Below are 18440 nucleotides of genomic sequence, written 5' to 3' on the forward strand. Positions count from 1 at the left end.
AACTGTGGCCAGTATTACTTGACCACTACAAATACAGGCAGGATACGTTTACGCCATCCGGCAATCTGTTATGCATAAAGTATGGCCTGTACGCGCCAGTTATCTGGCTGCTGTTCTTCGTACATCTGAATGATCCGATACCATGAGGCACCTTGTTCATCCGCTTTTAACGCGATTACACGTTCTACATCCTGCGGATTCCCTGCAATGTTACTGACAGAGATCAGGCCAATTTCGTTCAGGCCCGTAACGCAGTCAGCACTGGCGAACTCGGCAGACTGCGCCGTTGTACCTACCAGTCCGGCAGAAAACAGCAGTGAGGATAAGGCAAGTGATTGTTTCATCGTCAGCTCCATTATTCGTACCCCTACACATGGCAGGGCATTCCATCGCGATAATAAACCTCAAGCTCCCTGCTGTTGGTTTATTGTGCACAGGTAAACGCATAGGGGCGCAAAGCAATGTAAAGCTGACTAAATTTCAAGCCAATGTTATTTACGATACAAAATAGCTTGTGAATACCATTGGCCTGTCACGATGGTCTCATCAACTAATAAGACAACGTAATAATCAGCTTTAGCCGCGACGGCTTTGGCACGGATCTCTGCCAGCGCATCATCTGGAGAGCCTCTTACCAGCGCATTGACTGTCCCTATTCGCTGCAACCCGTTGCTTTGGTCGCGGCGGATCTCTTGCGGGTGGTCGGCTACGGGCGGTGCAGGTTGTGGTGTACCCTGTAACACGCTACAGGCGCTTAAAAACGTCACCAGCAACAAAGAGGCAAACCGACGCATAACTCTATCTCGTTTCCTGATAGCCATAGTGTAGTGCCTTATTAAATTCCCTTTAGGGGAATGTTCCCGAATTGTTATCTCTCACGCGATTTTCGAATGAAAATGTTGCGAAAGCGTAACCCAGTTCTCAACATTATGAATCATTGCCGAACACATTCGCTTGCGTTAAGTATTGCTGCATGGCATACCAGAAAGAAAGAGGCGACAAATGATCGAAATTGAAACACGACAGTTGGCGGGTATCCCTGTCCTGCACGCCGTTCCGGCTGGCAAACGCGAATGTTCACTCCCTTGTATTATCTTCTATCACGGGTTTACCTCTTCAAGCCTGGTCTACAGCTATTTTGCCGTTGCTCTGGCTCAGGCTGGATTCCGGGTCGTGATGCCAGATGCGGCCGATCATGGTGCCCGCTTCACTAGTGATGCACAGGGGAGAATGTACCGCTTCTGGCAGATTTTGCAGCAAAATATGCAGGAGTTTACGACGTTACGTGCGGCGCTGGTGGCGGAAAATTGGCTATCAGATGAACGACTTGCCGTTGCGGGGGCGTCAATGGGAGGAATGACGGCGTTGGGCATTATGGCCCGCCACCCCGAGGTTAAATGTGTAGCCAGCCTGATGGGGTCGGGCTATTTTACCCGGCTTGCGCAGACGCTTTTTCCTCCTTTACAGGTTCAGACCCCAGAGCAACAGGCGGAATTTGATGTCGTTATCGCCCCGCTTGCCGAATGGGATGTTACGCATCAGTTGCCACGCCTCGCCGACAGGCCGTTGCTGCTGTGGCATGGACAGGATGATGATGTTGTACCGGCTGTTGAAACCTTTCGCTTACAGCAATCGCTGATTCAGGCAGGTTTGGACAACCATCTGACCTGCCTGTGGGAAGCGGGTGTCCGGCACCGCATTACGCCAGAAGCGCTGGCTGCGACGGTAGCATTTTTCCGCCAGCACCTCTAAACCCGCAAAATGTTCACGCCCTGAGCTTCAAGCTGTTGCAGAATCTCAGGGTTCGCGTTTTTACCGGTAATCAGCGTATCGATTTGATCGGCGCGACTGAACAGCATTCCCGCGCGTTCACCGACCTTACTGCTATCGACCAGTACCACCAGTTTGCCCACCACGTTAAGCATCTTCTGCTCGGCCATCGCGGTCAGCATATCGGTTTTATACAGTCCGTCCGCAGTCAATCCTTTACCGCTGGTAAACATCCAGTGTCCGGCATACAGGCTATTTTCACTGCCTTGTGGGCTAAGCGTGATGGATTGGCTTTTGTTGTATTGCCCGCCCATGATGATCACGCTGTCATGCTCCTGGTCGATCAGATAGTTTGCCAGCGGCAGATAGTTGGTGATGATCTGCACCGGCTTGCCGCACATTTCACGACCCAGCAGGAAAGCGGTCGATCCGCAGTTGATCACCACGCTTTCTCCCGCATTCACAAGCTGGGACGCCGCCTTGGCAATACGGACTTTTTCATCGTGGTTCTGCGCCTGGTGTAAATTCATTGGCGTCCAGCGTGGACGCTGCTGGGTAATAGCTTCTGCGCCGTTGCGGACTTTCTTGAGTTTGCCGCTTTCGTCGAGTTTGTTGATGTCCCTACGCGCCGTTGCGGGTGAAATCCCCAGACGATCAATTACGTTCTCAACGGTAACAAAGCCCAACTGCGCCAGCATATCCAGCAATATTTGATGTCTTTGTGCTTCAGTCATGAGCTATTCCGATACAAATTGATTTGAAAAGATGATATTTGAAATAGCCTGGAAATACTAAAGTAAAAGGGAAAAAATGCCGGGATAGCCCGGCATTTTGTGTGGATCACAGGAAGGATTTAAACGGTAAATCCGGCTCAATCGTGAAACAGTCATCAAAGCCGCGCGGATAGTGATATTCAAAGTTATCTTTGTCCAGCGGCCAGGTGAATTTGCCGCCTACCTGCCAGATGAATGGCTTAAAGCCATACTTAAGGCGATCTTTTTTCATCTCCCACAGGACGCGGATCTCCTGTGGATCGGCCTGAAAGTTTGACCAGATGTCATGATGGAAAGGGATCACGACTTTTGTATTCAGCGCTTCCGCCATACGCAGCATGTCGGCGCTGGTCATTTTGTCCGTAATCCCACGCGGATTCTCGCCGTAGGAGCCGAGCGCGACGTCGATCTGATATTCGTTGCCATGTTTCGCATAGTAGTTGGAGTAGTGCGAATCACCGCTGTGGTACAGCGTACCGCCCGGCGTTTTGAACAGGTAGTTAACTGCACGTGCATCCATGCCGTCAGGCAGGACGCCTGCTGCTTTTTGATCTGCAGGCAAGGTGATTAATGCAGTACGATCAAACGCGTCGAGCGCATGAATCTCAATATCGTTTACTTTAACTACGTCGCCCGGTTTCACCACGATGCAGCGTTCTTTTGGCACACCCCAACCGATCCACAGATCCACGCAGGTTTGTGGGCCGATAAATGGCACGTCGTCGGCGCAGTTCTGCATGACGGCTGCCGCAACATTCACGTCGATGTGATCGTTATGATCGTGCGTCGCCAGTACCGCATCGATCTGTCGAATGGCAAACGGATCAAGAACAAACGGCGTGGTGCGCAGGTTAGGCTGCAGTTTTTTTACCCCAGCCATACGTTGCATTTGGTGGCCGGTTTTCATCAGCGGGTTGCCGTGACTCTGTTTACCCGTGCCGCACCAGAAATCGACGCAGATGTTAGTCCCGCCTTCCGACTTCAGCCAAATTCCGGTACAGCCAAGCCACCACATAGCGAAAGTGCCTGGTGCGACCTGTTCCTGTTCGATCTCTTCATTCAGCCAGCTTCCCCACTCCGGGAATGTACTCAGGATCCATGATTCACGCGTGATGCTTTTTACTTTACTCATCGCATTTACCTTCATTTTTGTTCAAATTAAATCAATATGTGATTTGTTTTGATTAATCCTGACATTATTTTTTCATATTGGCAATGGGGGATTTTTGAGCTTTGTGCGGATAACAGAAAAGGTAATGTAATGATTTTAGGTGATTTTACGCTATTCCGCTTTCTGTAATTCATTGATTTAGTTGGTATTGAATGTTTTTCATAGCATTGAATAATTACCCATTTTTCAAATGTGGTAATTATTTGCGTACTGCATCACATTTAATCAAATTTAATCTTGTTGTGATTACTTTTGAAAATTACAGTGAGTGCACAACATCCTGGCGTGTGGAAAGCCCGGCAACTTCGTCTACTGGAGATCGTTATGGAGATCCTCTACAACATCTTTACCGTCTTTTTTAATCAGGTTATGACCAACGCCCCGCTGTTGCTGGGTATTGTGACCTGTCTTGGCTATATCCTGTTGCGTAAAAGTGTCAGCGTTATCATTAAAGGCACGATCAAAACGATTATCGGTTTTATGCTGCTGCAGGCGGGATCTGGCATTCTCACCAGCACGTTCAAACCGGTAGTGGCGAAGATGTCCGAGGTTTACGGTATCAATGGCGCGATCTCCGATACCTATGCTTCCATGATGGCAACCATCGAACGTATGGGGGATGCCTATAGCTGGGTAGGGTACGCGGTACTGTTGGCGCTGGCGCTAAACATTTGTTACGTACTGCTACGGCGGATAACCGGTATTCGCACCATCATGCTGACCGGGCACATCATGTTCCAGCAGGCGGGCCTGATTGCCGTCTCTTTCTACATCTTTGGTTATTCCATGTGGACGACCATCATCTGCACTGCGGTGCTGGTGTCGCTCTACTGGGGTATTACCTCCAATATGATGTACAAACCGACCCAGGAAGTGACCGACGGTTGCGGTTTTTCCATCGGTCACCAGCAGCAGTTCGCCTCGTGGATTGCCTACAAAGTCGCGCCTTACCTGGGTAAGAAAGAGGAGAGCGTGGAAGATCTCAAGCTGCCAGGCTGGCTGAATATCTTCCATGACAACATCGTTTCTACCGCGATAGTGATGACCATTTTCTTCGGCGCGATCCTGCTCTCTTTTGGCATTGATGTGGTTCAGGCTATGGCGGGTAAAACCCACTGGACAGTCTATATCCTGCAGACTGGTTTTTCGTTCGCCGTCGCTATTTTCATCATCACCCAGGGTGTACGTATGTTCGTTGCTGAACTTTCAGAAGCGTTCAACGGTATCTCTCAACGTTTGATTCCCGGCGCGGTGCTGGCCATCGACTGCGCGGCGATTTATAGCTTTGCGCCTAACGCGGTGGTCTGGGGCTTTATGTGGGGCACTATCGGCCAACTGATTGCGGTGGGCATCCTTGTGGGCTGCGGCTCCTCCATCCTGATTATCCCAGGCTTTATCCCGATGTTCTTCTCGAACGCCACTATCGGCGTATTTGCTAACCACTTTGGCGGCTGGCGCGCGGCGCTCAAGATTTGCCTGGTGATGGGGATGATCGAAATCTTTGGCTGCGTCTGGGCGGTGAAGCTTACCGGTATGAGTGCCTGGATGGGCATGGCGGACTGGTCAATTCTGGCGCCGCCGATGATGCAGGGTTTCGCCTCCATCGGCATCGTGTTTATGGCCGTCATTATTCTGATTGCACTGGCTTATATGTTTTTCGCAGGGCGTACGTTGCGCGCTGAGGAAGACGCAGAAAAACAACTGGCAGAACACTCTGCTTAAAAAGGAGTTCCGATTATGACCGTACGTATTCTGGCTGTATGTGGCAATGGGCAGGGCAGTTCCATGATCATGAAAATGAAGGTGGATCAGTTTTTAACCCAGTCAAATATCGACCATACGGTAAACAGCTGTGCCGTGGGGGAATACAAAAGTGAACTGAGCGGCGCAGATATCATCATCGCCTCTACCCATATTGCCGGCGAGATTACCGTATCTGGCAATAAATATGTTGTCGGCGTGCGCAACATGCTGTCTCCCGCCGATTTTGGACCAAAACTGCTGGAAGTGATCCAAGCGCATTTCCCACAGGACGTGAAGTAAGGACGCACCATGAAACTACGTGATTCGCTGGCAAACAATAATTCCATCCTTTTACAGGCCGAGGCCAGCACCTGGCAGGAAGCGGTAAAGCTTGGCGTGGATCTGCTGGTTAAGGCTGATGTGGTTGAACCACGCTACTACCAGGCCATCCTTGATGGCGTTGAGCAGTTTGGCCCGTACTTTGTGATTGCGCCAGGCCTGGCGATGCCTCACGGCCGTCCGGAGGAAGGAGTCAAGAAAACCGGTTTTGCGCTGGTGACGCTGAAAACGCCGCTGGTGTTTAACCACGAAGATAACGACCCGGTCGATATTCTGATCACGATGGCGGCAGTTGACGCCAACACGCATCAGGAAGTGGGCATTATGCAGATCGTGAATCTGTTTGACGACGAAGCCAATTTCGACCGTTTACGCGCCTGCAGCACCACGCAGGAAGTGCTGGATTTAATTGATAACGCCACTGCGGCGGCTGTTTAAAAGGATACCAAAATGTCATTACCTATGTTGCAGGTAGCGCTGGATAACCAATCAATGTCTTCCGCGTATGAAACGACGCGTCTGATTGCCGAAGAGGTCGATATCATTGAGGTGGGTACGATTCTTTGCGTGGCAGAGGGCGTTCGTGCCGTTCGCGATCTGAAGGCGCTTTACCCGCATAAAATAGTGCTGGCGGACGCTAAAATTGCCGACGCGGGCAAAATCCTCTCCCGCATGTGTTTCGAAGCCAACGCTGACTGGATTACTGTCATCTGCTGTGCCGATATCAACACCACCAAGGGTGCGCTGGAGGTGGCGAAAGAATTTAACGGTGACGTACAGATTGAACTGACCGGCTACTGGACCTGGGAGCAGGCGCAGGAGTGGCGTGACGCGGGTATTGGGCAAGTTGTCTATCACCGCAGTCGTGATGCGCAGGCGGCAGGCGTGGCGTGGGGAGAAGCGGATATCACTGCGATCAGGCGTTTGGCCGATATGGGCTTTAAAGTTACCGTTACTGGTGGTCTGGCGCTGGAGGATCTGCCGCTGTTCAAAGGGATCCCGATTCACGTCTTTATCGCTGGTCGCAGCATTCGCGACGCCGCTTCTCCGGTTGAGGCCGCTCGTCAGTTTAAACGTTCCATCGCCCAGCTGTGGGGATAAGGAGCGGCTATGTTGTCGAAACAGGTCCCGCTCGGTATTTATGAAAAAGCACTCCCCGGCGGGGAGTGCTGGCTCGAACGCTTGCAACTGGCGAAGGAACTGGGCTTTGACTTTGTCGAAATGTCGGTTGATGAAACCGATGCCCGTCTGGCGCGTCTTGACTGGAATCGCGAGCAGCGACTGGCGCTGGTGGCGGCTATCGCCGAGACAGGGATACGAGTACCGTCCATATGCCTGAGCGCTCATCGTCGTTTCCCGCTTGGCAGCGAAGATGATGCGGTACGCGAACTGGGGCTGGAAATTATGCGTAAAGCCATTCAGTTTGCGCAGGATATTGGTATTCGCGTTATTCAACTGGCGGGTTACGACGTCTATTACCAGCAGGCCAATAACGAAACGCGTCGTCGGTTTCGCGATGGGCTAAAAGAGAGCGTGGAGATGGCGAGCCGCGCGCAGGTGACGCTGGCGATGGAAATCATGGATTATCCGCTGATGAATTCGATCAGCAAGGCGTTGGGTTACGCCCACTATCTCAACAATCCGTGGTTCCAGCTGTATCCCGATATTGGCAATTTGTCGGCGTGGGATAACGACGTGCAGATGGAACTGCAGGCTGGGGTAGGCCATATCGTCGCGGTACACGTGAAGGATACCAAACCTGGCGTATTCAAAAATGTGCCGTTTGGTGAAGGAGTCGTTGATTTCGAACGTTGTTTTGCGACGCTCAAACAGAGTGGATACTGCGGGCCATACCTGATTGAGATGTGGAGTGAAACGTCGGATGACCCGGTACGTGAAGTTGCGAAGGCGCGCGATTGGGTGAAAGCGCGTATGGCCAACGCAGGTCTGGTGGAGGCGGTGTAATGCAAAAACTTAAACAGCAGGTTTTTGAGGCTAACATGGATCTGCCGCGCTACGGGCTGGTGACATTTACCTGGGGTAACGTCAGCGCCATCGACCGTGAACGTGCGCTGGTGGTGATCAAGCCCAGCGGCGTCGCCTACGAGCACATGACCGTTGATGATATGGTCGTGGTCGATATGTCAGGGAAGGTGATAGAAGGCGGCTTTCGTCCTTCTTCCGATACCGCCACCCATCTGGCGCTCTACCAGCGTTATCCGTCGCTGGGCGGAGTCGTGCATACGCACTCTACTCATGCCACGGCCTGGGCGCAGGCGGGGCTGGCGATCCCGGCACTGGGTACCACTCACGCGGACTACTTCTTTGGCGATATCCCTTGTACCCGAGCATTAACTGAAGCTGAAGTGCAGGGCGAGTATGAGCTGAATACCGGCAAGGTGATCATTGAAACGCTGGGCAACGTAGAACCACTGCATACGCCGGGTATTGTGGTGTATCAGCACGGTCCCTTTGCCTGGGGCAAAGATGCTCACGACGCAGTACATAACGCTGTTGTGATGGAAGAGGTGGCAAAAATGGCATGGATTGCGCGTGGCATTAACCCGGCTCTCAGCGCTATTGACGGTTATCTGATGAATAAGCACTTCATGCGTAAGCACGGTCCAAACGCCTATTACGGGCAGAACTAAGAAAAAACGTTCCGAAGCCAACTCTTCATGGGGATGAGATCGGTCTGGCTTCGGGATTTTTTTGCAAAAAAAAAGCCCCCAATGAAGGGGGCAAGTCAAACTGTGGCAATGTTCTCGTTGGTTATTTCTGGGTGCTAGCGATAAATATCTGCACTGGCGTGCATATTTCCGTTACTACCGGGTTCCCTGGTGAGGATCACGTGATAGTAGGTTGCGCCTTGCGCATCGGTTTCTTCATTCAGGGCCTGAGTGGCTTCACTTTCAGTGGCGAAGTTATGATTTATGTAAATAACGCCTAAGCTCTGCACATCATCCATATTCCTGGCCTGATGATTGTCAATTTTGATGGCTGCCGTTGCATTTGCACTGAGCAAAAGTACAGCCAGAAGGGTCAAAACACGGGCTCGCATAGGTACCTCCTCGACTGCGGTCTCTGGTTAGCTCTCTCCTGTGAGTGGATAACTTCTGATTTAATTTTAACCGCTGCCGGCGCTGTCGATAGCGACCATTTCTGATGCAGTTGTTCAAAAAATTACCGCAAAGTCATCTTTTCTTTAATTAACAATCAGCTGATGCCTTCCGCTGCGGTTAAAAATACCTGCCTTACGCGCATAAGCTCTTACCAAATAGTCAATTTAATCGGGTGAGTACGCCGTTTATAGTGAGCCAGATAATTAATATAACTTTATGATAATAAGGCAAAAACTTATGGATACTTCATTCATGGATTTCAGCTACTTTGTGATTATGTTTATGGTCGCGCTGGTGGCAGGCTTTATTAATGTGGTGTCGGGCGGCGGCGGTTTTCTCTCTATTGGCGCATTATTGATTTCCGGTTTACCCCCGGCTAACGCGCTGGCAACCAATAAGATTCAGGCGTTGGGCAGTTCGCTGACCTCCGGAATTTACTTTTTACGCCGGGGACATATTAATGTGCAGGAACACAAATATGTCTTTTTATCTGCCTTTATCGGTTCTGCGCTGGGCACGACGCTTATCCAGTTTATTGAGCCGGACGTGTTGAAGAAACTGCTGCCGATCCTGATAATCGCGGTCGCCATCTACTTTATTTCTGCGCCTAATCTTAGCGAATCGAAAAGGAAGCAGCAGGTATCCCTGTTTCTCTTCTCGTTGATCTGCGGGGGAGGTATTGGGTTTTATGATGGTTTTCTCGGTGCCGGGGCCGGCTCCTTTTATACGCTCTGCTATATCCTGCTGTGGGGATACAGTATCGATAAAGCGCAAATCCACTCGAATTTTATTAACCTGGCGTCGAACATTGCCTCGATTCTGTTCTTCATTTTCGGCGGTAAAATGATCTGGTCGCTGGGGCTGGTGATGTTTGCCGGGCAATCCCTTGGCGCACGTCTGGGTGCGACAGTGGTACTGACGCGCGGCAAGAAAGTCATCCGACCCATGATTGTCATCGTCTCTATTTGTATCAGCGTCAAAATGCTGCTGGATATGTATTAATGGCGACACGATAAATACGATAAATAATCGTACAAGCACCTTGAGTTTAGCGGCTGACCCCAGTATTATGACGCGTCATTTTTCAGCCGACCTTTAACACGTTCCTTGCCTCCATGGGCCTCGGCTGACCCAGACAGGAGGCTGAATAATCCGTAAGGAGCAATTCGATGCGTCATTACGAAATCGTTTTTATGGTCCATCCTGACCAGAGCGAACAGGTTCCGGGTATGATCGAACGCTACACTGCTGCCATCACTGGTGCAGAAGGCACGATCCACCGTCTGGAAGACTGGGGCCGCCGTCAGCTGGCTTACCCGATCAACAAACTGCACAAAGCTCACTACGTTCTGATGAACGTTGAAGCGCCGCAGGAAGTGATCGATGAGCTGGAAACTACCTTCCGCTTCAACGATGCCGTTATCCGCAGCATGGTTATGCGTACTAAACACGCTGTTACCGAAGCATCTCCGATGGTTAAAGCGAAAGACGAGCGTCGTGAACGTCGCGATGATTTCGCTAACGAAACCGCAGATGATGCTGAAGCTGGGGATTCTGAAGAGTAATTTCTGATGACCAACCGTCTGGCGCTGTCCGGCACCGTGTGCAGGGCTCCCCTTCGAAAGGTCAGTCCATCAGGAATTCCTCATTGCCAGTTCGTGCTTGAGCATCGTTCTGTGCAGGAGGAAGCCGGGTTTCACCGGCAGGCGTGGTGCCAAATGCCCGTTATTATTAGCGGACACGAAAACCAGGCCATTACTCACAGTATAACGGTCGGTAGCGCAGTGACCGTTCAGGGGTTCATCTCTTGCCACAAGGCAAAGAACGGCCTGAGCAAAATGGTTCTGCATGCCGAGCAGATTGAATTGATAGATTCTGGAGACTAGCCATATGGCACGTTATTTCCGTCGTCGCAAGTTCTGCCGTTTCACCGCGGAAGGCGTTCAAGAGATCGACTATAAAGATATCGCTACGCTGAAAAACTACATCACCGAAAGCGGTAAGATTGTCCCAAGCCGTATCACCGGTACCCGTGCAAAATACCAGCGTCAGCTGGCTCGCGCTATCAAACGCGCTCGCTACCTGTCCCTGCTGCCGTACACTGATCGTCATCAGTAATCGGTCACGGTCCATTAATACGACTTTGAGAGGATAAGGTAATGCAAGTTATTCTGCTTGATAAAGTAGCAAACCTGGGTAGCCTGGGTGATCAGGTTAACGTTAAAGCGGGCTATGCTCGTAACTTCCTGGTACCACAGGGTAAAGCTGTTCCTGCTACCAAGAAAAACGTTGAATTTTTCGAAGCGCGTCGCGCTGAACTGGAAGCCAAACTGGCTGACGTTCTGGCCGCTGCTGAAGCTCGTGCTGAGAAAATCAACGCACTGGAAACCGTAACCATCGCGTCTAAAGCTGGCGACGAAGGTAAACTGTTCGGTTCCATCGGTACTCGCGACATCGCTGACGCTGTAACTGCAGCTGGCGTTGAAGTTGCTAAGAGCGAAGTTCGTCTGCCGAACGGCGTTCTGCGTACCACTGGTGAGCACGAAGTGAGCTTCCAGGTTCACAGCGAAGTGTTTGCTAAGCTGACTGTAAACGTAGTTGCAGAATAAGTTTTTATTCTGATGACCGCGTAAAAGCGCCGGCCCTGTGCCGGCGTTTTGCTTTTCTACCCTCCTGTTTTTCGCTCTGGCTATTCTTTGTCCTTTTCGGGATAATCATAAAAATAAAACATTATTTCAAAGTGGTGATGGAATGGAACCAACGCACCAACCTCTGTTCGCGCGTAAAAATGTTGTCTATCTGAGCGCAGCCTTCTGCTGCCTGCTGTGGGGGAGCGCCTATCCGGCGATCAAAAGCGGATATGAGATCTTCCAGATTGCCACGGATGATATTCCGTCAAAAATTGTCTTTGCCGGCTATCGCTTCCTGTTTGCGGGATTATTGCTGCTACTGTTGGCGATGGCGCAGCGTAAACCGATTGGCCGGTTAAGCCCGCGTCAGTACGGCCAACTCACGCTGTTGGGGCTGACGCAAACCTCGCTGCAATACATCTTCTTCTATATTGGCCTGGCGTTCACGACGGGGGTGAAAGGGTCCATCATGAATGCGACCGGGACATTCTTTAGCGTACTGTTGGCCCATTTTATCTATCAAAACGACAAACTAAGCTACAACAAAGCACTAGGTTGTATTCTGGGTTTTACCGGCGTGATGGTGGTGAACTTTAACAGCGGAATGGATTTTAGCTTCAGCCTGTTAGGTGATGGTTCAGTGGTGATGGCGGCCTTTATCCTTTCTGCCGCCACGCTATACGGTAAACGCATTTCTCAGACGGTAGACCCGACGGTTATGACAGGCTACCAACTGGGGATGGGCGGTCTGGCGTTAGTTATCGGCGGTTATGCTTTTGGTGGCACGCTGACCGTACACGGCTTAGCTTCAGTGGCTATTCTGGGTTACCTGACGTTGCTTTCATCGGTGGCCTTCGCTTTGTGGAGCATTTTGCTCAAGTACAACCGCGTGGGGATGATTGCGCCGTTTAACTTCCTGATCCCGGTTTCGGGGGCGGTGCTGTCGGCGATATTCCTCGGCGAAAACATTCTCGAATGGAAATATGCGCTGGCGCTGGTGCTGGTCTGTTCGGGGATCTGGTGGGTGAATAAGGTGAAGCGTTAGTGCTTCACCTTGAGGCCTGATGGCGCTACGCGCATCAGGCCTACTGACTGAGACAGTCTTAGCGTGCGCGAATAAAGCTGCCGTTGGGCTGGCGGGTAAACAATACCTGCTGACCATTTCCGCTATCAATGGTTAACCCGGTCACCACCCCGTTAGCATTCTGCCTGATTTGGATCATCTGGCCGTCTTTCAAATTGCTCAGCGGCTTCCCGGCACCTTCCACTTGCGCCATGGCGTACACATCAGTTGGCGGAAGGTTATGGTCCCGGAAGACCTGCGCCAGCGTTTTCCCTGAGTCTACGCGGTAGGTACGCCACTGCTGCTCAATACCACTATTCTGCTGAAAGGGCTGCGTCTGCGGCTGAGATTGCTGAGCCTGCGGCTGCGCATCAGGTTCTCCTTCCTGGATGGGTTCCGGCGCAACGGGAGCCACCTGGCCGGGATCGTTTTGCGGGGCCACTAACTGTGCCTGTAGCTGAGCCTCTGTTGGTGGCTGCGACTGTGACTGTAAATCCAGTTGGGCAGTACGCGTAACCACAGGGGTATCAGTAGTGTCACTGGAAGGAAGCAGGAAACCTATCACCAGCACGATAGCAGCAATAATAATGCCGCGTCGGTGCATAGGCGGTAGCGGGTCCATAATGCGAAAATTGTCCGGTGCATGCCAGATTTTCGCCAGGGTTGGTTTTAATTCAAAGCGCCCGGGCATGGCTTTCCTCCTGCTCCGCGTCTCGTTCCTCTGTCATAGAGTATAGATCGCTAACTCTATGATACTTGTTCAGGTACCCGCTTTCGTGACATTGATGCGGGCAATAGCATTGTTTCTTTTTCCTCGCGATTTGTCATCTGTTCCCGAGACAAAGTTTTACCGGATGCGGCATGGCTGATATGCTGCCCGCTACTTTACATCCGATGAAAGGAAATATGATGGCTAACCCGACTTTTGACACTATCGAAGCGCAAGCAAGCTACGGCATTGGTTTGCAGGTAGGACAACAGCTGAGCGAATCCGGTCTGGAAGGGCTGTTGCCTGAAGCGCTGGTAGCGGGTATCGCTGATGCGCTGGAAGGTAAACACCCGGCAGTGCCTGTTGATGTTGTGCACCGTGCGCTGCGTGAAATTCACGAACGTGCTGATGCAGTACGTCGCGAGCGTTTCCAGGCTATGGCGGCTGATGGCGTCAAATATCTGGAAGAAAACCGTGAGAAAGAGGGTGTGAACAGCACTGAATCCGGTCTGCAGTTCCGTGTTCTGACTCAGGGCGAAGGTTCTATCCCGGCACGTACCGACCACGTACGCGTGCATTATACCGGTAAACTGATCGATGGTACCGTGTTTGACAGCTCTGTTGCGCGTGGCGAACCGGCTGAATTCCCGGTTAACGGCGTGATCCCTGGCTGGATTGAAGCACTGACCCTGATGCCGGTAGGTTCGAAATGGGAACTGACTATTCCTCAGGAACTGGCTTACGGTGAGCGTGGCGCTGGCGCGTCCATTCCTCCGTTCAGCACGCTGGTATTTGAAGTTGAGCTGCTTGAAATCCTGTAAGCAGTAACTTCTGTTCCCCCCGACGCTGGGGGGAGCAACAAAATAGCGTGAAAAGCTATAGTTACGTCGATGTCGATATTTTATCTTGCAAATGATGTTATTGCGTGTATTTTTGTGAACTGATTCTCGCTATCAGAGTGATATGACACTCACTTTAAACATAAAATTAACATTATATCTAAATCTTAGTATTCATCCCGCCGATTCTTACCTAATATCGATGAGTCCTGCCAACAGGATCGTCGTATCATAGACACACTAAAGGCCGTAGAGCCTGAACAACACAGACAGGTACAGGAAGAAAAAACATGGTAGATCAGGTAAAAGTCGACGCCGTTGAAGAGGCTTCGTCTGAACAGTCGCTACGGCGCAATCTCACAAACCGTCATATTCAACTTATTGCCATTGGTGGCGCTATTGGTACCGGCCTGTTTATGGGCTCAGGGAAAACCATCAGCCTCGCCGGGCCGTCGATCATTTTTGTCTATATGATCATCGGTTTTATGCTGTTTTTCGTGATGCGGGCAATGGGAGAATTACTGCTCTCGAATCTCGAATACAAATCCTTTAGTGATTTCGCCTCCGACCTGCTCGGGCCATGGGCCGGGTATTTTACCGGCTGGACCTATTGGTTCTGCTGGGTGGTTACAGGGATGGCAGACGTCGTTGCGATTACGGCGTATGCGCAATTCTGGTTCCCCGGACTGTCAGACTGGGTGGCATCACTGGCGGTGATCATTCTGTTGCTGGCTCTTAACCTCGCCACGGTGAAAATGTTTGGTGAGATGGAGTTCTGGTTTGCGATGATCAAAATCGTCGCCATTGTCGGCCTGATTGTCGTCGGTCTGGTGATGGTACTGACGCACTTCCAGTCGCCAACCGGCGTTCAGGCTTCGTTCACGCATCTGTGGAATGACGGTGGCTGGTTCCCGAAAGGTCTGAGCGGCTTCTTTGCTGGCTTCCAGATAGCAGTTTTCGCGTTTGTTGGTATTGAGCTGGTAGGTACGACGGCTGCAGAAACTAAAGATCCGGAAAAGTCTCTGCCGCGCGCTATTAACTCGATTCCAATCCGTATCATCATGTTCTACGTTTTCGCGCTGATCGTGATTATGTCCGTGACGCCGTGGAGCTCGGTAGTACCAACCAAGAGCCCATTCGTTGAGCTGTTTGTGCTGGTCGGTCTGCCTGCGGCGGCGAGCCTGATTAACTTTGTGGTGCTGACTTCAGCGGCCTCTTCCGCAAACAGCGGCGTGTTCTCTACCAGCCGTATGCTGTTCGGCCTGGCACAGGAAGGCGTTGCGCCTAAAGCGTTTGCCAAGCTGTCTAAACGCGCGGTTCCGGCGAAAGGTTTAACCTTCTCCTGTATCTGTCTGCTGGGCGGCGTGGTGATGCTCTATGTGAACCCGAGCGTGATTGGCGCGTTCACCATGATCACCACCGTGTCGGCAATCCTGTTTATGTTTGTCTGGACCATCATTCTTTGCTCATACCTGGTGTACCGCAAACAGCGTCCACACCTGCATGAGAAATCGATCTACAAGATGCCGTTAGGCAAGCTAATGTGCTGGGTATGTATGGCGTTCTTTGTCTTCGTACTGGTGCTGCTGACTCTGGAAGAAGATACCCGTCAGGCGTTGATGGTGACGCCGCTGTGGTTCATCGCGCTGGGTCTGGGCTGGTTGTTTATCGGTAAGAAACGTATGGCGGGTATGCGTTAAGCGTTGTCATATCGGACACAAAAAAGGCCACATAAGCAGTGGCCGAATTCGGACTTCAGGAAGGCGCTCTCGGGCGCCTTTTTTTACTCCCCTGCGAGGGCACGCGGGAACAACACATTGTTTTCCAGGCTGATGTGTTCCATCAGGTCATCGATCATTTCGTTAATGCCGTTATACATGGCTTTCCAGGTGGTGCAGGCTTCTGGTGGCGGCGTCACGTTATGGGTGATGTGTTTGATCACTTCCACCAGTTCACCCGCATCGTCATGTTCGCTTTCCATCACGCTGATTGGCCCCATCGCCTGGCTACCCATGCCCTGTTTGATCATTGGGAACAGGATCTGCTCTTCTTTCATCATGTGGCTGGACAGCTCTTCATGCAGCATCGTCAGGTTCTTCGCCAGACCACGCGGTACGCTCGGCTTGTCGGCATGAACACGTTCAACTTTAGTGGCCTGCAGGATCAGCTCCGGCAGCTGTTCGCGGTGGCGATCATGATATCGAATGACGATATGGTCGATGATTTCTGCCAGTGCCACGGTACGCCAGTCTTTTTCCAGCGGTTGTTCAGCCAACTGGGCGAGCTGCGCCTCGATAGCTTCCACATCCAGCTCTTTACGTGCGGCAGCGCGTGCCAGCGTTTGCTTACCGCCGCAGCAGTAATCCATATCGTATTTACGAAACAGGGCCGAAGCGCGAGGAATAGAGAGCGCCAGTTCACCTAAAGGTTGATCGCGATAAGACATAGCCGTTACCTCATTCTCAATAATATAAGATGTATTTTAAATGCAACTTATGAGGAAGGATATAACCCTTTCGGGTCAGAGGATTTTGTGATGATTGTCACGAAAATTTCTTATCTCGTTAACATGCTGAATCTTATTGAAAAGGGACAAAGCGGCGAAAAAAGCTACGCCACAAGATTAAATAAGCCGACGCAGCTGCCGATAGTTAGACCTCAGACAATACCTGCATAATTAAAAGGCAACAGATGTTCAAACGAATCAAAGTGATAACCTTACTTATCACCGTGTTACTCGCCCTGGGCGCGATGCAGCTCATTTCCGCAGGCGTATTTATTGGCGCGCTTAAAAACGACAAGGAAAACTTTAACGTTTCTCAACTTTCCAGCCAGAACGTGGCGGAGTTTACCGATGCATGGATTAGCCTGAACCAGGCTCGCGTCACGCTCAACCGGGGCATGCTGCGTTTACAGGGTACGATGGCCAGCGATATTAACGGCGGTCAGTTGAAGGAACTGGTAAACACGGCAAATCGCCTGCTGGCCGAGTCGAAAGAGCATTACGATACCTACTACGCCTTGCCGGAAACGCCGGGGCTGGATGAGCATCTGGCCGATCGACTGGAAGAACAGTACGGCATCTATTCTGCGACGCTGGCAAAAATGAACGCGCTGCTGGCTGAAGGCAAGCTGGAAGAGATGTTCAAACAGAACGCCGAGCAAAAGCAAACGGCCATGCAGGAAGTTTATCAGGAATGGCGTGCCGCGCAAACCGCGCTGGCAAATGAGGGCGTTCGGGATAACGAAAATGACTACCAGAAAATTATCTGGTTGTTATCCGCCATACTGTTGATTGTGTTGACCGTCATTATCGTCAGTTGGATTGCCATGCAGCGTGTCCTGCTGAAACCACTCCACGAGGTGATGGGGCATATTCGGCATATCGCTTCAGGTGATCTGACCCATACTATTACTGCTGATGGCCGTAACGAAATGGCGCTATTGGCCCAGAACGTCCGCGAGATGCAGCAGGCGCTGGCGAACACTGTCAGCGTAGTGCGTGACGGGGCTGACACCATCTATACCGGCGCGGGTGAAATTGCCGCTGGCAGTAACGATCTCTCTTCACGTACCGAGCAGCAGGCTGCTTCTCTGGAAGAAACTGCTGCCAGCATGGAACAACTCACCGCAACCGTGAAACAGAATGCGGATAACGCGCGTCAGGCGACCAGTCTGGCAAAAAATGCCTCGCAGACGGCGCAGAAAGGTGGAGCCGTGGTCGACGGTGTGGTGCGTACGATGGATGAAATCGCCACCAGTTCCAGCAAAATCGCGCAAATAACCAATGTTATCGACGGCATAGCTTTCCAGACCAATATTCTGGCGCTGAACGCGGCGGTAGAAGCGGCGCGCGCGGGCGAACAGGGGCGCGGCTTTGCTGTCGTTGCCGGTGAGGTCCGCACGCTGGCGCAGCGTAGCGCTCAGGCGGCAAAAGAGATTAAGGCGCTGATTGATGACTCGGGGAATCGGGTTAATGCCGGTACAGCGCTGGTGCATGAAGCGGGTGAAACGATGGCGGAAATCGTCAGCGCCGTGACCCGCGTGACCGATATTATGGGCGAGATAGCCTCGGCCTCCGATGAACAGAGTCGGGGTATCGATCAGGTCGGCCAGGCGGTGGCTGAGATGGATCGCGTCACGCAGCAAAACGCCTCGCTGGTGGAGGAGTCCGCTTCCGCCGCCGCCGCGCTCGAAGAGCAGGCCGCGCGGTTGAACCAGACGGTGGCGGTGTTTAAAGTGTCGCGCCGGATGGCGGCGTAAACGCCTTATCCGGCCTAC

General features: G+C 51.7%; 23 protein-coding genes. 16 read left to right on the plus strand and 7 right to left on the minus strand.

All coding sequences use genetic code 11. From position 1 onward, the window contains the following. Window positions 1-68 precede the first annotated feature (68 nt). Together yjfN and bsmA are read right to left on the minus strand one after the other, a co-directional pair. Window positions 69-344, minus strand: a complete 276-nt coding sequence (gene yjfN, locus FDX24_RS19970) for a DUF1471 family protease activator YjfN (RefSeq protein WP_082193776.1) — start codon at window positions 342-344, stop codon at window positions 69-71. 147 nt (window positions 345-491) lie between these two features. Then, window positions 492-821 (minus strand): biofilm peroxide resistance protein BsmA, encoded by a 330-nt coding sequence (gene bsmA, locus FDX24_RS19975; protein ID WP_040232967.1) that lies wholly within the window; start codon window positions 819-821, stop codon window positions 492-494. Window positions 822-1002: 181 nt separating this feature from the next. Between bsmA and yjfP the strand changes: the two genes are divergently transcribed. Then, window positions 1003-1752: an esterase gene (gene yjfP, locus FDX24_RS19980; protein ID WP_137364804.1), complete on the plus strand. Its 750-nt coding sequence runs from the start codon at window positions 1003-1005 to the stop codon at window positions 1750-1752. Here the strand turns inward: yjfP and ulaR are convergent. Beyond that, a complete protein-coding gene (ulaR, locus tag FDX24_RS19985) occupies window positions 1749-2504 on the minus strand; it encodes an HTH-type transcriptional regulator UlaR (RefSeq protein WP_137364805.1) in 756 nt (251 codons plus the stop codon). The two genes, yjfP and ulaR, sit on opposite strands and share 4 nt — an antisense overlap. Window positions 2505-2610: 106 nt before the next feature. Next, complete coding sequence (gene ulaG, locus FDX24_RS19990) at window positions 2611-3675, minus strand: L-ascorbate 6-phosphate lactonase (RefSeq protein WP_048212879.1); 1065 nt, start codon at window positions 3673-3675, stop codon at window positions 2611-2613. A gap of 363 nt (window positions 3676-4038) precedes the next feature. Here ulaG and ulaA point away from each other — a divergent pair, with 363 nt between their 5' ends. Genes ulaA through FDX24_RS20020 form a run of 6 tightly spaced genes read left to right on the plus strand, consistent with a single transcriptional unit; the run spans window position 4039 to window position 8447 of the window. Next, entirely contained in the window at window positions 4039-5436 is a 1398-nt protein-coding gene (gene ulaA / locus FDX24_RS19995) for a PTS ascorbate transporter subunit IIC (protein WP_040232971.1), read from the plus strand. Window positions 5437-5451: 15 nt separating this feature from the next. Next, on the plus strand, window positions 5452-5757 hold the full coding sequence (gene ulaB / locus FDX24_RS20000; protein WP_115601100.1) for a PTS ascorbate transporter subunit IIB: 306 nt from the start codon (window positions 5452-5454) through the stop codon (window positions 5755-5757). Window positions 5758-5766: 9 nt separating this feature from the next. Then, entirely contained in the window at window positions 5767-6234 is a 468-nt protein-coding gene (ulaC, locus tag FDX24_RS20005) for a PTS ascorbate transporter subunit IIA (RefSeq protein WP_137364806.1), read from the plus strand. 12 nt (window positions 6235-6246) lie between these two features. Further along, the gene (ulaD, locus tag FDX24_RS20010) at window positions 6247-6897 is read left to right on the plus strand and encodes a 3-keto-L-gulonate-6-phosphate decarboxylase UlaD (RefSeq protein WP_048212877.1); all 651 of its coding nucleotides are present in this window, start codon (window positions 6247-6249) and stop codon (window positions 6895-6897) included. A 9-nt stretch (window positions 6898-6906) separates the two neighbouring features. Continuing rightward, the gene (locus FDX24_RS20015) at window positions 6907-7761 is read left to right on the plus strand and encodes an L-ribulose-5-phosphate 3-epimerase (protein WP_137364807.1); all 855 of its coding nucleotides are present in this window, start codon (window positions 6907-6909) and stop codon (window positions 7759-7761) included. Next, entirely contained in the window at window positions 7761-8447 is a 687-nt protein-coding gene (locus FDX24_RS20020) for an L-ribulose-5-phosphate 4-epimerase (RefSeq protein WP_137364808.1), read from the plus strand. The genes FDX24_RS20015 and FDX24_RS20020 overlap by 1 nt, the downstream gene beginning before the upstream one ends. 134 nt (window positions 8448-8581) lie before the next feature. Here the strand turns inward: FDX24_RS20020 and yjfY are convergent, their stop codons facing one another. Beyond that, window positions 8582-8857 carry a DUF1471 family protein YjfY gene (gene yjfY / locus FDX24_RS20025; protein WP_003025668.1) on the minus strand — a complete coding sequence of 92 codons (276 nt, stop codon included), beginning with the start codon at window positions 8855-8857 and terminating at the stop codon, window positions 8582-8584. A gap of 298 nt (window positions 8858-9155) precedes the next feature. Between yjfY and FDX24_RS20030 the strand changes: the two genes are divergently transcribed. From FDX24_RS20030 to FDX24_RS20055, 6 genes are all read left to right on the plus strand, one after another. Next, window positions 9156-9920, plus strand: a complete 765-nt coding sequence (locus tag FDX24_RS20030; protein ID WP_137364809.1) for a TSUP family transporter — start codon at window positions 9156-9158, stop codon at window positions 9918-9920. A gap of 167 nt (window positions 9921-10087) precedes the next feature. Next, window positions 10088-10483: a 30S ribosomal protein S6 gene (gene rpsF / locus FDX24_RS20035; protein WP_003025672.1), complete on the plus strand. Its 396-nt coding sequence runs from the start codon at window positions 10088-10090 to the stop codon at window positions 10481-10483. Window positions 10484-10489: 6 nt separating this feature from the next. Beyond that, window positions 10490-10804, plus strand: a complete 315-nt coding sequence (priB, locus tag FDX24_RS20040) for a primosomal replication protein N (protein ID WP_003025674.1) — start codon at window positions 10490-10492, stop codon at window positions 10802-10804. A 4-nt stretch (window positions 10805-10808) separates the two neighbouring features. Then, window positions 10809-11036, plus strand: a complete 228-nt coding sequence (gene rpsR / locus FDX24_RS20045) for a 30S ribosomal protein S18 (protein WP_000135199.1) — start codon at window positions 10809-10811, stop codon at window positions 11034-11036. A gap of 41 nt (window positions 11037-11077) precedes the next feature. After that, complete coding sequence (rplI, locus tag FDX24_RS20050) at window positions 11078-11527, plus strand: 50S ribosomal protein L9 (protein ID WP_005134442.1); 450 nt, start codon at window positions 11078-11080, stop codon at window positions 11525-11527. A 142-nt stretch (window positions 11528-11669) separates the two neighbouring features. Next, entirely contained in the window at window positions 11670-12593 is a 924-nt protein-coding gene (locus FDX24_RS20055; RefSeq protein ID WP_115643998.1) for a DMT family transporter, read from the plus strand. Between the two features lie 58 nt (window positions 12594-12651). Here FDX24_RS20055 and FDX24_RS20060 read toward each other — a convergent pair whose 3' ends face one another. Further along, entirely contained in the window at window positions 12652-13302 is a 651-nt protein-coding gene (locus FDX24_RS20060) for a LysM-like peptidoglycan-binding domain-containing protein (RefSeq protein ID WP_116361050.1), read from the minus strand. 218 nt (window positions 13303-13520) lie between these two features. Here FDX24_RS20060 and fklB point away from each other — a divergent pair, with 218 nt between their 5' ends. Continuing rightward, window positions 13521-14141, plus strand: coding sequence for an FKBP-type peptidyl-prolyl cis-trans isomerase (fklB, locus tag FDX24_RS20065; RefSeq protein ID WP_048213487.1), 621 nt, complete (start codon window positions 13521-13523; stop codon window positions 14139-14141). Window positions 14142-14449: 308 nt separating this feature from the next. Then, on the plus strand, window positions 14450-15859 hold the full coding sequence (cycA, locus tag FDX24_RS20070) for a D-serine/D-alanine/glycine transporter (RefSeq protein WP_048212871.1): 1410 nt from the start codon (window positions 14450-14452) through the stop codon (window positions 15857-15859). An 83-nt stretch (window positions 15860-15942) separates the two neighbouring features. Here the strand turns inward: cycA and ytfE are convergent, their stop codons facing one another. Further along, on the minus strand, window positions 15943-16605 hold the full coding sequence (ytfE, locus tag FDX24_RS20075) for an iron-sulfur cluster repair protein YtfE (protein WP_061067109.1): 663 nt from the start codon (window positions 16603-16605) through the stop codon (window positions 15943-15945). A 245-nt stretch (window positions 16606-16850) separates the two neighbouring features. Between ytfE and FDX24_RS20080 the strand changes: the two genes are divergently transcribed. Continuing rightward, window positions 16851-18422 carry a methyl-accepting chemotaxis protein gene (locus FDX24_RS20080; RefSeq protein ID WP_137364810.1) on the plus strand — a complete coding sequence of 524 codons (1572 nt, stop codon included), beginning with the start codon at window positions 16851-16853 and terminating at the stop codon, window positions 18420-18422. The last annotated feature ends 18 nt before the right edge of the window (window positions 18423-18440 follow it).

Origin of the sequence: Citrobacter sp. wls716, from assembly GCF_005280975.1 — a bacterium.
GTDB classification, from domain to species: domain Bacteria; phylum Pseudomonadota; class Gammaproteobacteria; order Enterobacterales; family Enterobacteriaceae; genus Citrobacter; species Citrobacter youngae.

What these genes read in the sequence shown, in the direction of transcription:
- yjfN (WP_082193776.1), bottom strand. Translation starts at nt 344, where the DNA reads ATGAAACAATCACTTGCCTTATCCTCACTGCTGTTTTCTGCCGGACTG.
- bsmA (WP_040232967.1), bottom strand. Translation starts at nt 821, where the DNA reads ATGGCTATCAGGAAACGAGATAGAGTTATGCGTCGGTTTGCCTCTTTG.
- yjfP (WP_137364804.1), top strand. Translation starts at nt 1,003, where the DNA reads ATGATCGAAATTGAAACACGACAGTTGGCGGGTATCCCTGTCCTGCAC.
- ulaR (WP_137364805.1), bottom strand. Translation starts at nt 2,504, where the DNA reads ATGACTGAAGCACAAAGACATCAAATATTGCTGGATATGCTGGCGCAG.
- ulaG (WP_048212879.1), bottom strand. Translation starts at nt 3,675, where the DNA reads ATGAGTAAAGTAAAAAGCATCACGCGTGAATCATGGATCCTGAGTACA.
- ulaA (WP_040232971.1), top strand. Translation starts at nt 4,039, where the DNA reads ATGGAGATCCTCTACAACATCTTTACCGTCTTTTTTAATCAGGTTATG.
- ulaB (WP_115601100.1), top strand. Translation starts at nt 5,452, where the DNA reads ATGACCGTACGTATTCTGGCTGTATGTGGCAATGGGCAGGGCAGTTCC.
- ulaC (WP_137364806.1), top strand. Translation starts at nt 5,767, where the DNA reads ATGAAACTACGTGATTCGCTGGCAAACAATAATTCCATCCTTTTACAG.
- ulaD (WP_048212877.1), top strand. Translation starts at nt 6,247, where the DNA reads ATGTCATTACCTATGTTGCAGGTAGCGCTGGATAACCAATCAATGTCT.
- FDX24_RS20015 (WP_137364807.1), top strand. Translation starts at nt 6,907, where the DNA reads ATGTTGTCGAAACAGGTCCCGCTCGGTATTTATGAAAAAGCACTCCCC.
- FDX24_RS20020 (WP_137364808.1), top strand. Translation starts at nt 7,761, where the DNA reads ATGCAAAAACTTAAACAGCAGGTTTTTGAGGCTAACATGGATCTGCCG.
- yjfY (WP_003025668.1), bottom strand. Translation starts at nt 8,857, where the DNA reads ATGCGAGCCCGTGTTTTGACCCTTCTGGCTGTACTTTTGCTCAGTGCA.
- FDX24_RS20030 (WP_137364809.1), top strand. Translation starts at nt 9,156, where the DNA reads ATGGATACTTCATTCATGGATTTCAGCTACTTTGTGATTATGTTTATG.
- rpsF (WP_003025672.1), top strand. Translation starts at nt 10,088, where the DNA reads ATGCGTCATTACGAAATCGTTTTTATGGTCCATCCTGACCAGAGCGAA.
- priB (WP_003025674.1), top strand. Translation starts at nt 10,490, where the DNA reads ATGACCAACCGTCTGGCGCTGTCCGGCACCGTGTGCAGGGCTCCCCTT.
- rpsR (WP_000135199.1), top strand. Translation starts at nt 10,809, where the DNA reads ATGGCACGTTATTTCCGTCGTCGCAAGTTCTGCCGTTTCACCGCGGAA.
- rplI (WP_005134442.1), top strand. Translation starts at nt 11,078, where the DNA reads ATGCAAGTTATTCTGCTTGATAAAGTAGCAAACCTGGGTAGCCTGGGT.
- FDX24_RS20055 (WP_115643998.1), top strand. Translation starts at nt 11,670, where the DNA reads ATGGAACCAACGCACCAACCTCTGTTCGCGCGTAAAAATGTTGTCTAT.
- FDX24_RS20060 (WP_116361050.1), bottom strand. Translation starts at nt 13,302, where the DNA reads ATGCCCGGGCGCTTTGAATTAAAACCAACCCTGGCGAAAATCTGGCAT.
- fklB (WP_048213487.1), top strand. Translation starts at nt 13,521, where the DNA reads ATGGCTAACCCGACTTTTGACACTATCGAAGCGCAAGCAAGCTACGGC.
- cycA (WP_048212871.1), top strand. Translation starts at nt 14,450, where the DNA reads ATGGTAGATCAGGTAAAAGTCGACGCCGTTGAAGAGGCTTCGTCTGAA.
- ytfE (WP_061067109.1), bottom strand. Translation starts at nt 16,605, where the DNA reads ATGTCTTATCGCGATCAACCTTTAGGTGAACTGGCGCTCTCTATTCCT.
- FDX24_RS20080 (WP_137364810.1), top strand. Translation starts at nt 16,851, where the DNA reads ATGTTCAAACGAATCAAAGTGATAACCTTACTTATCACCGTGTTACTC.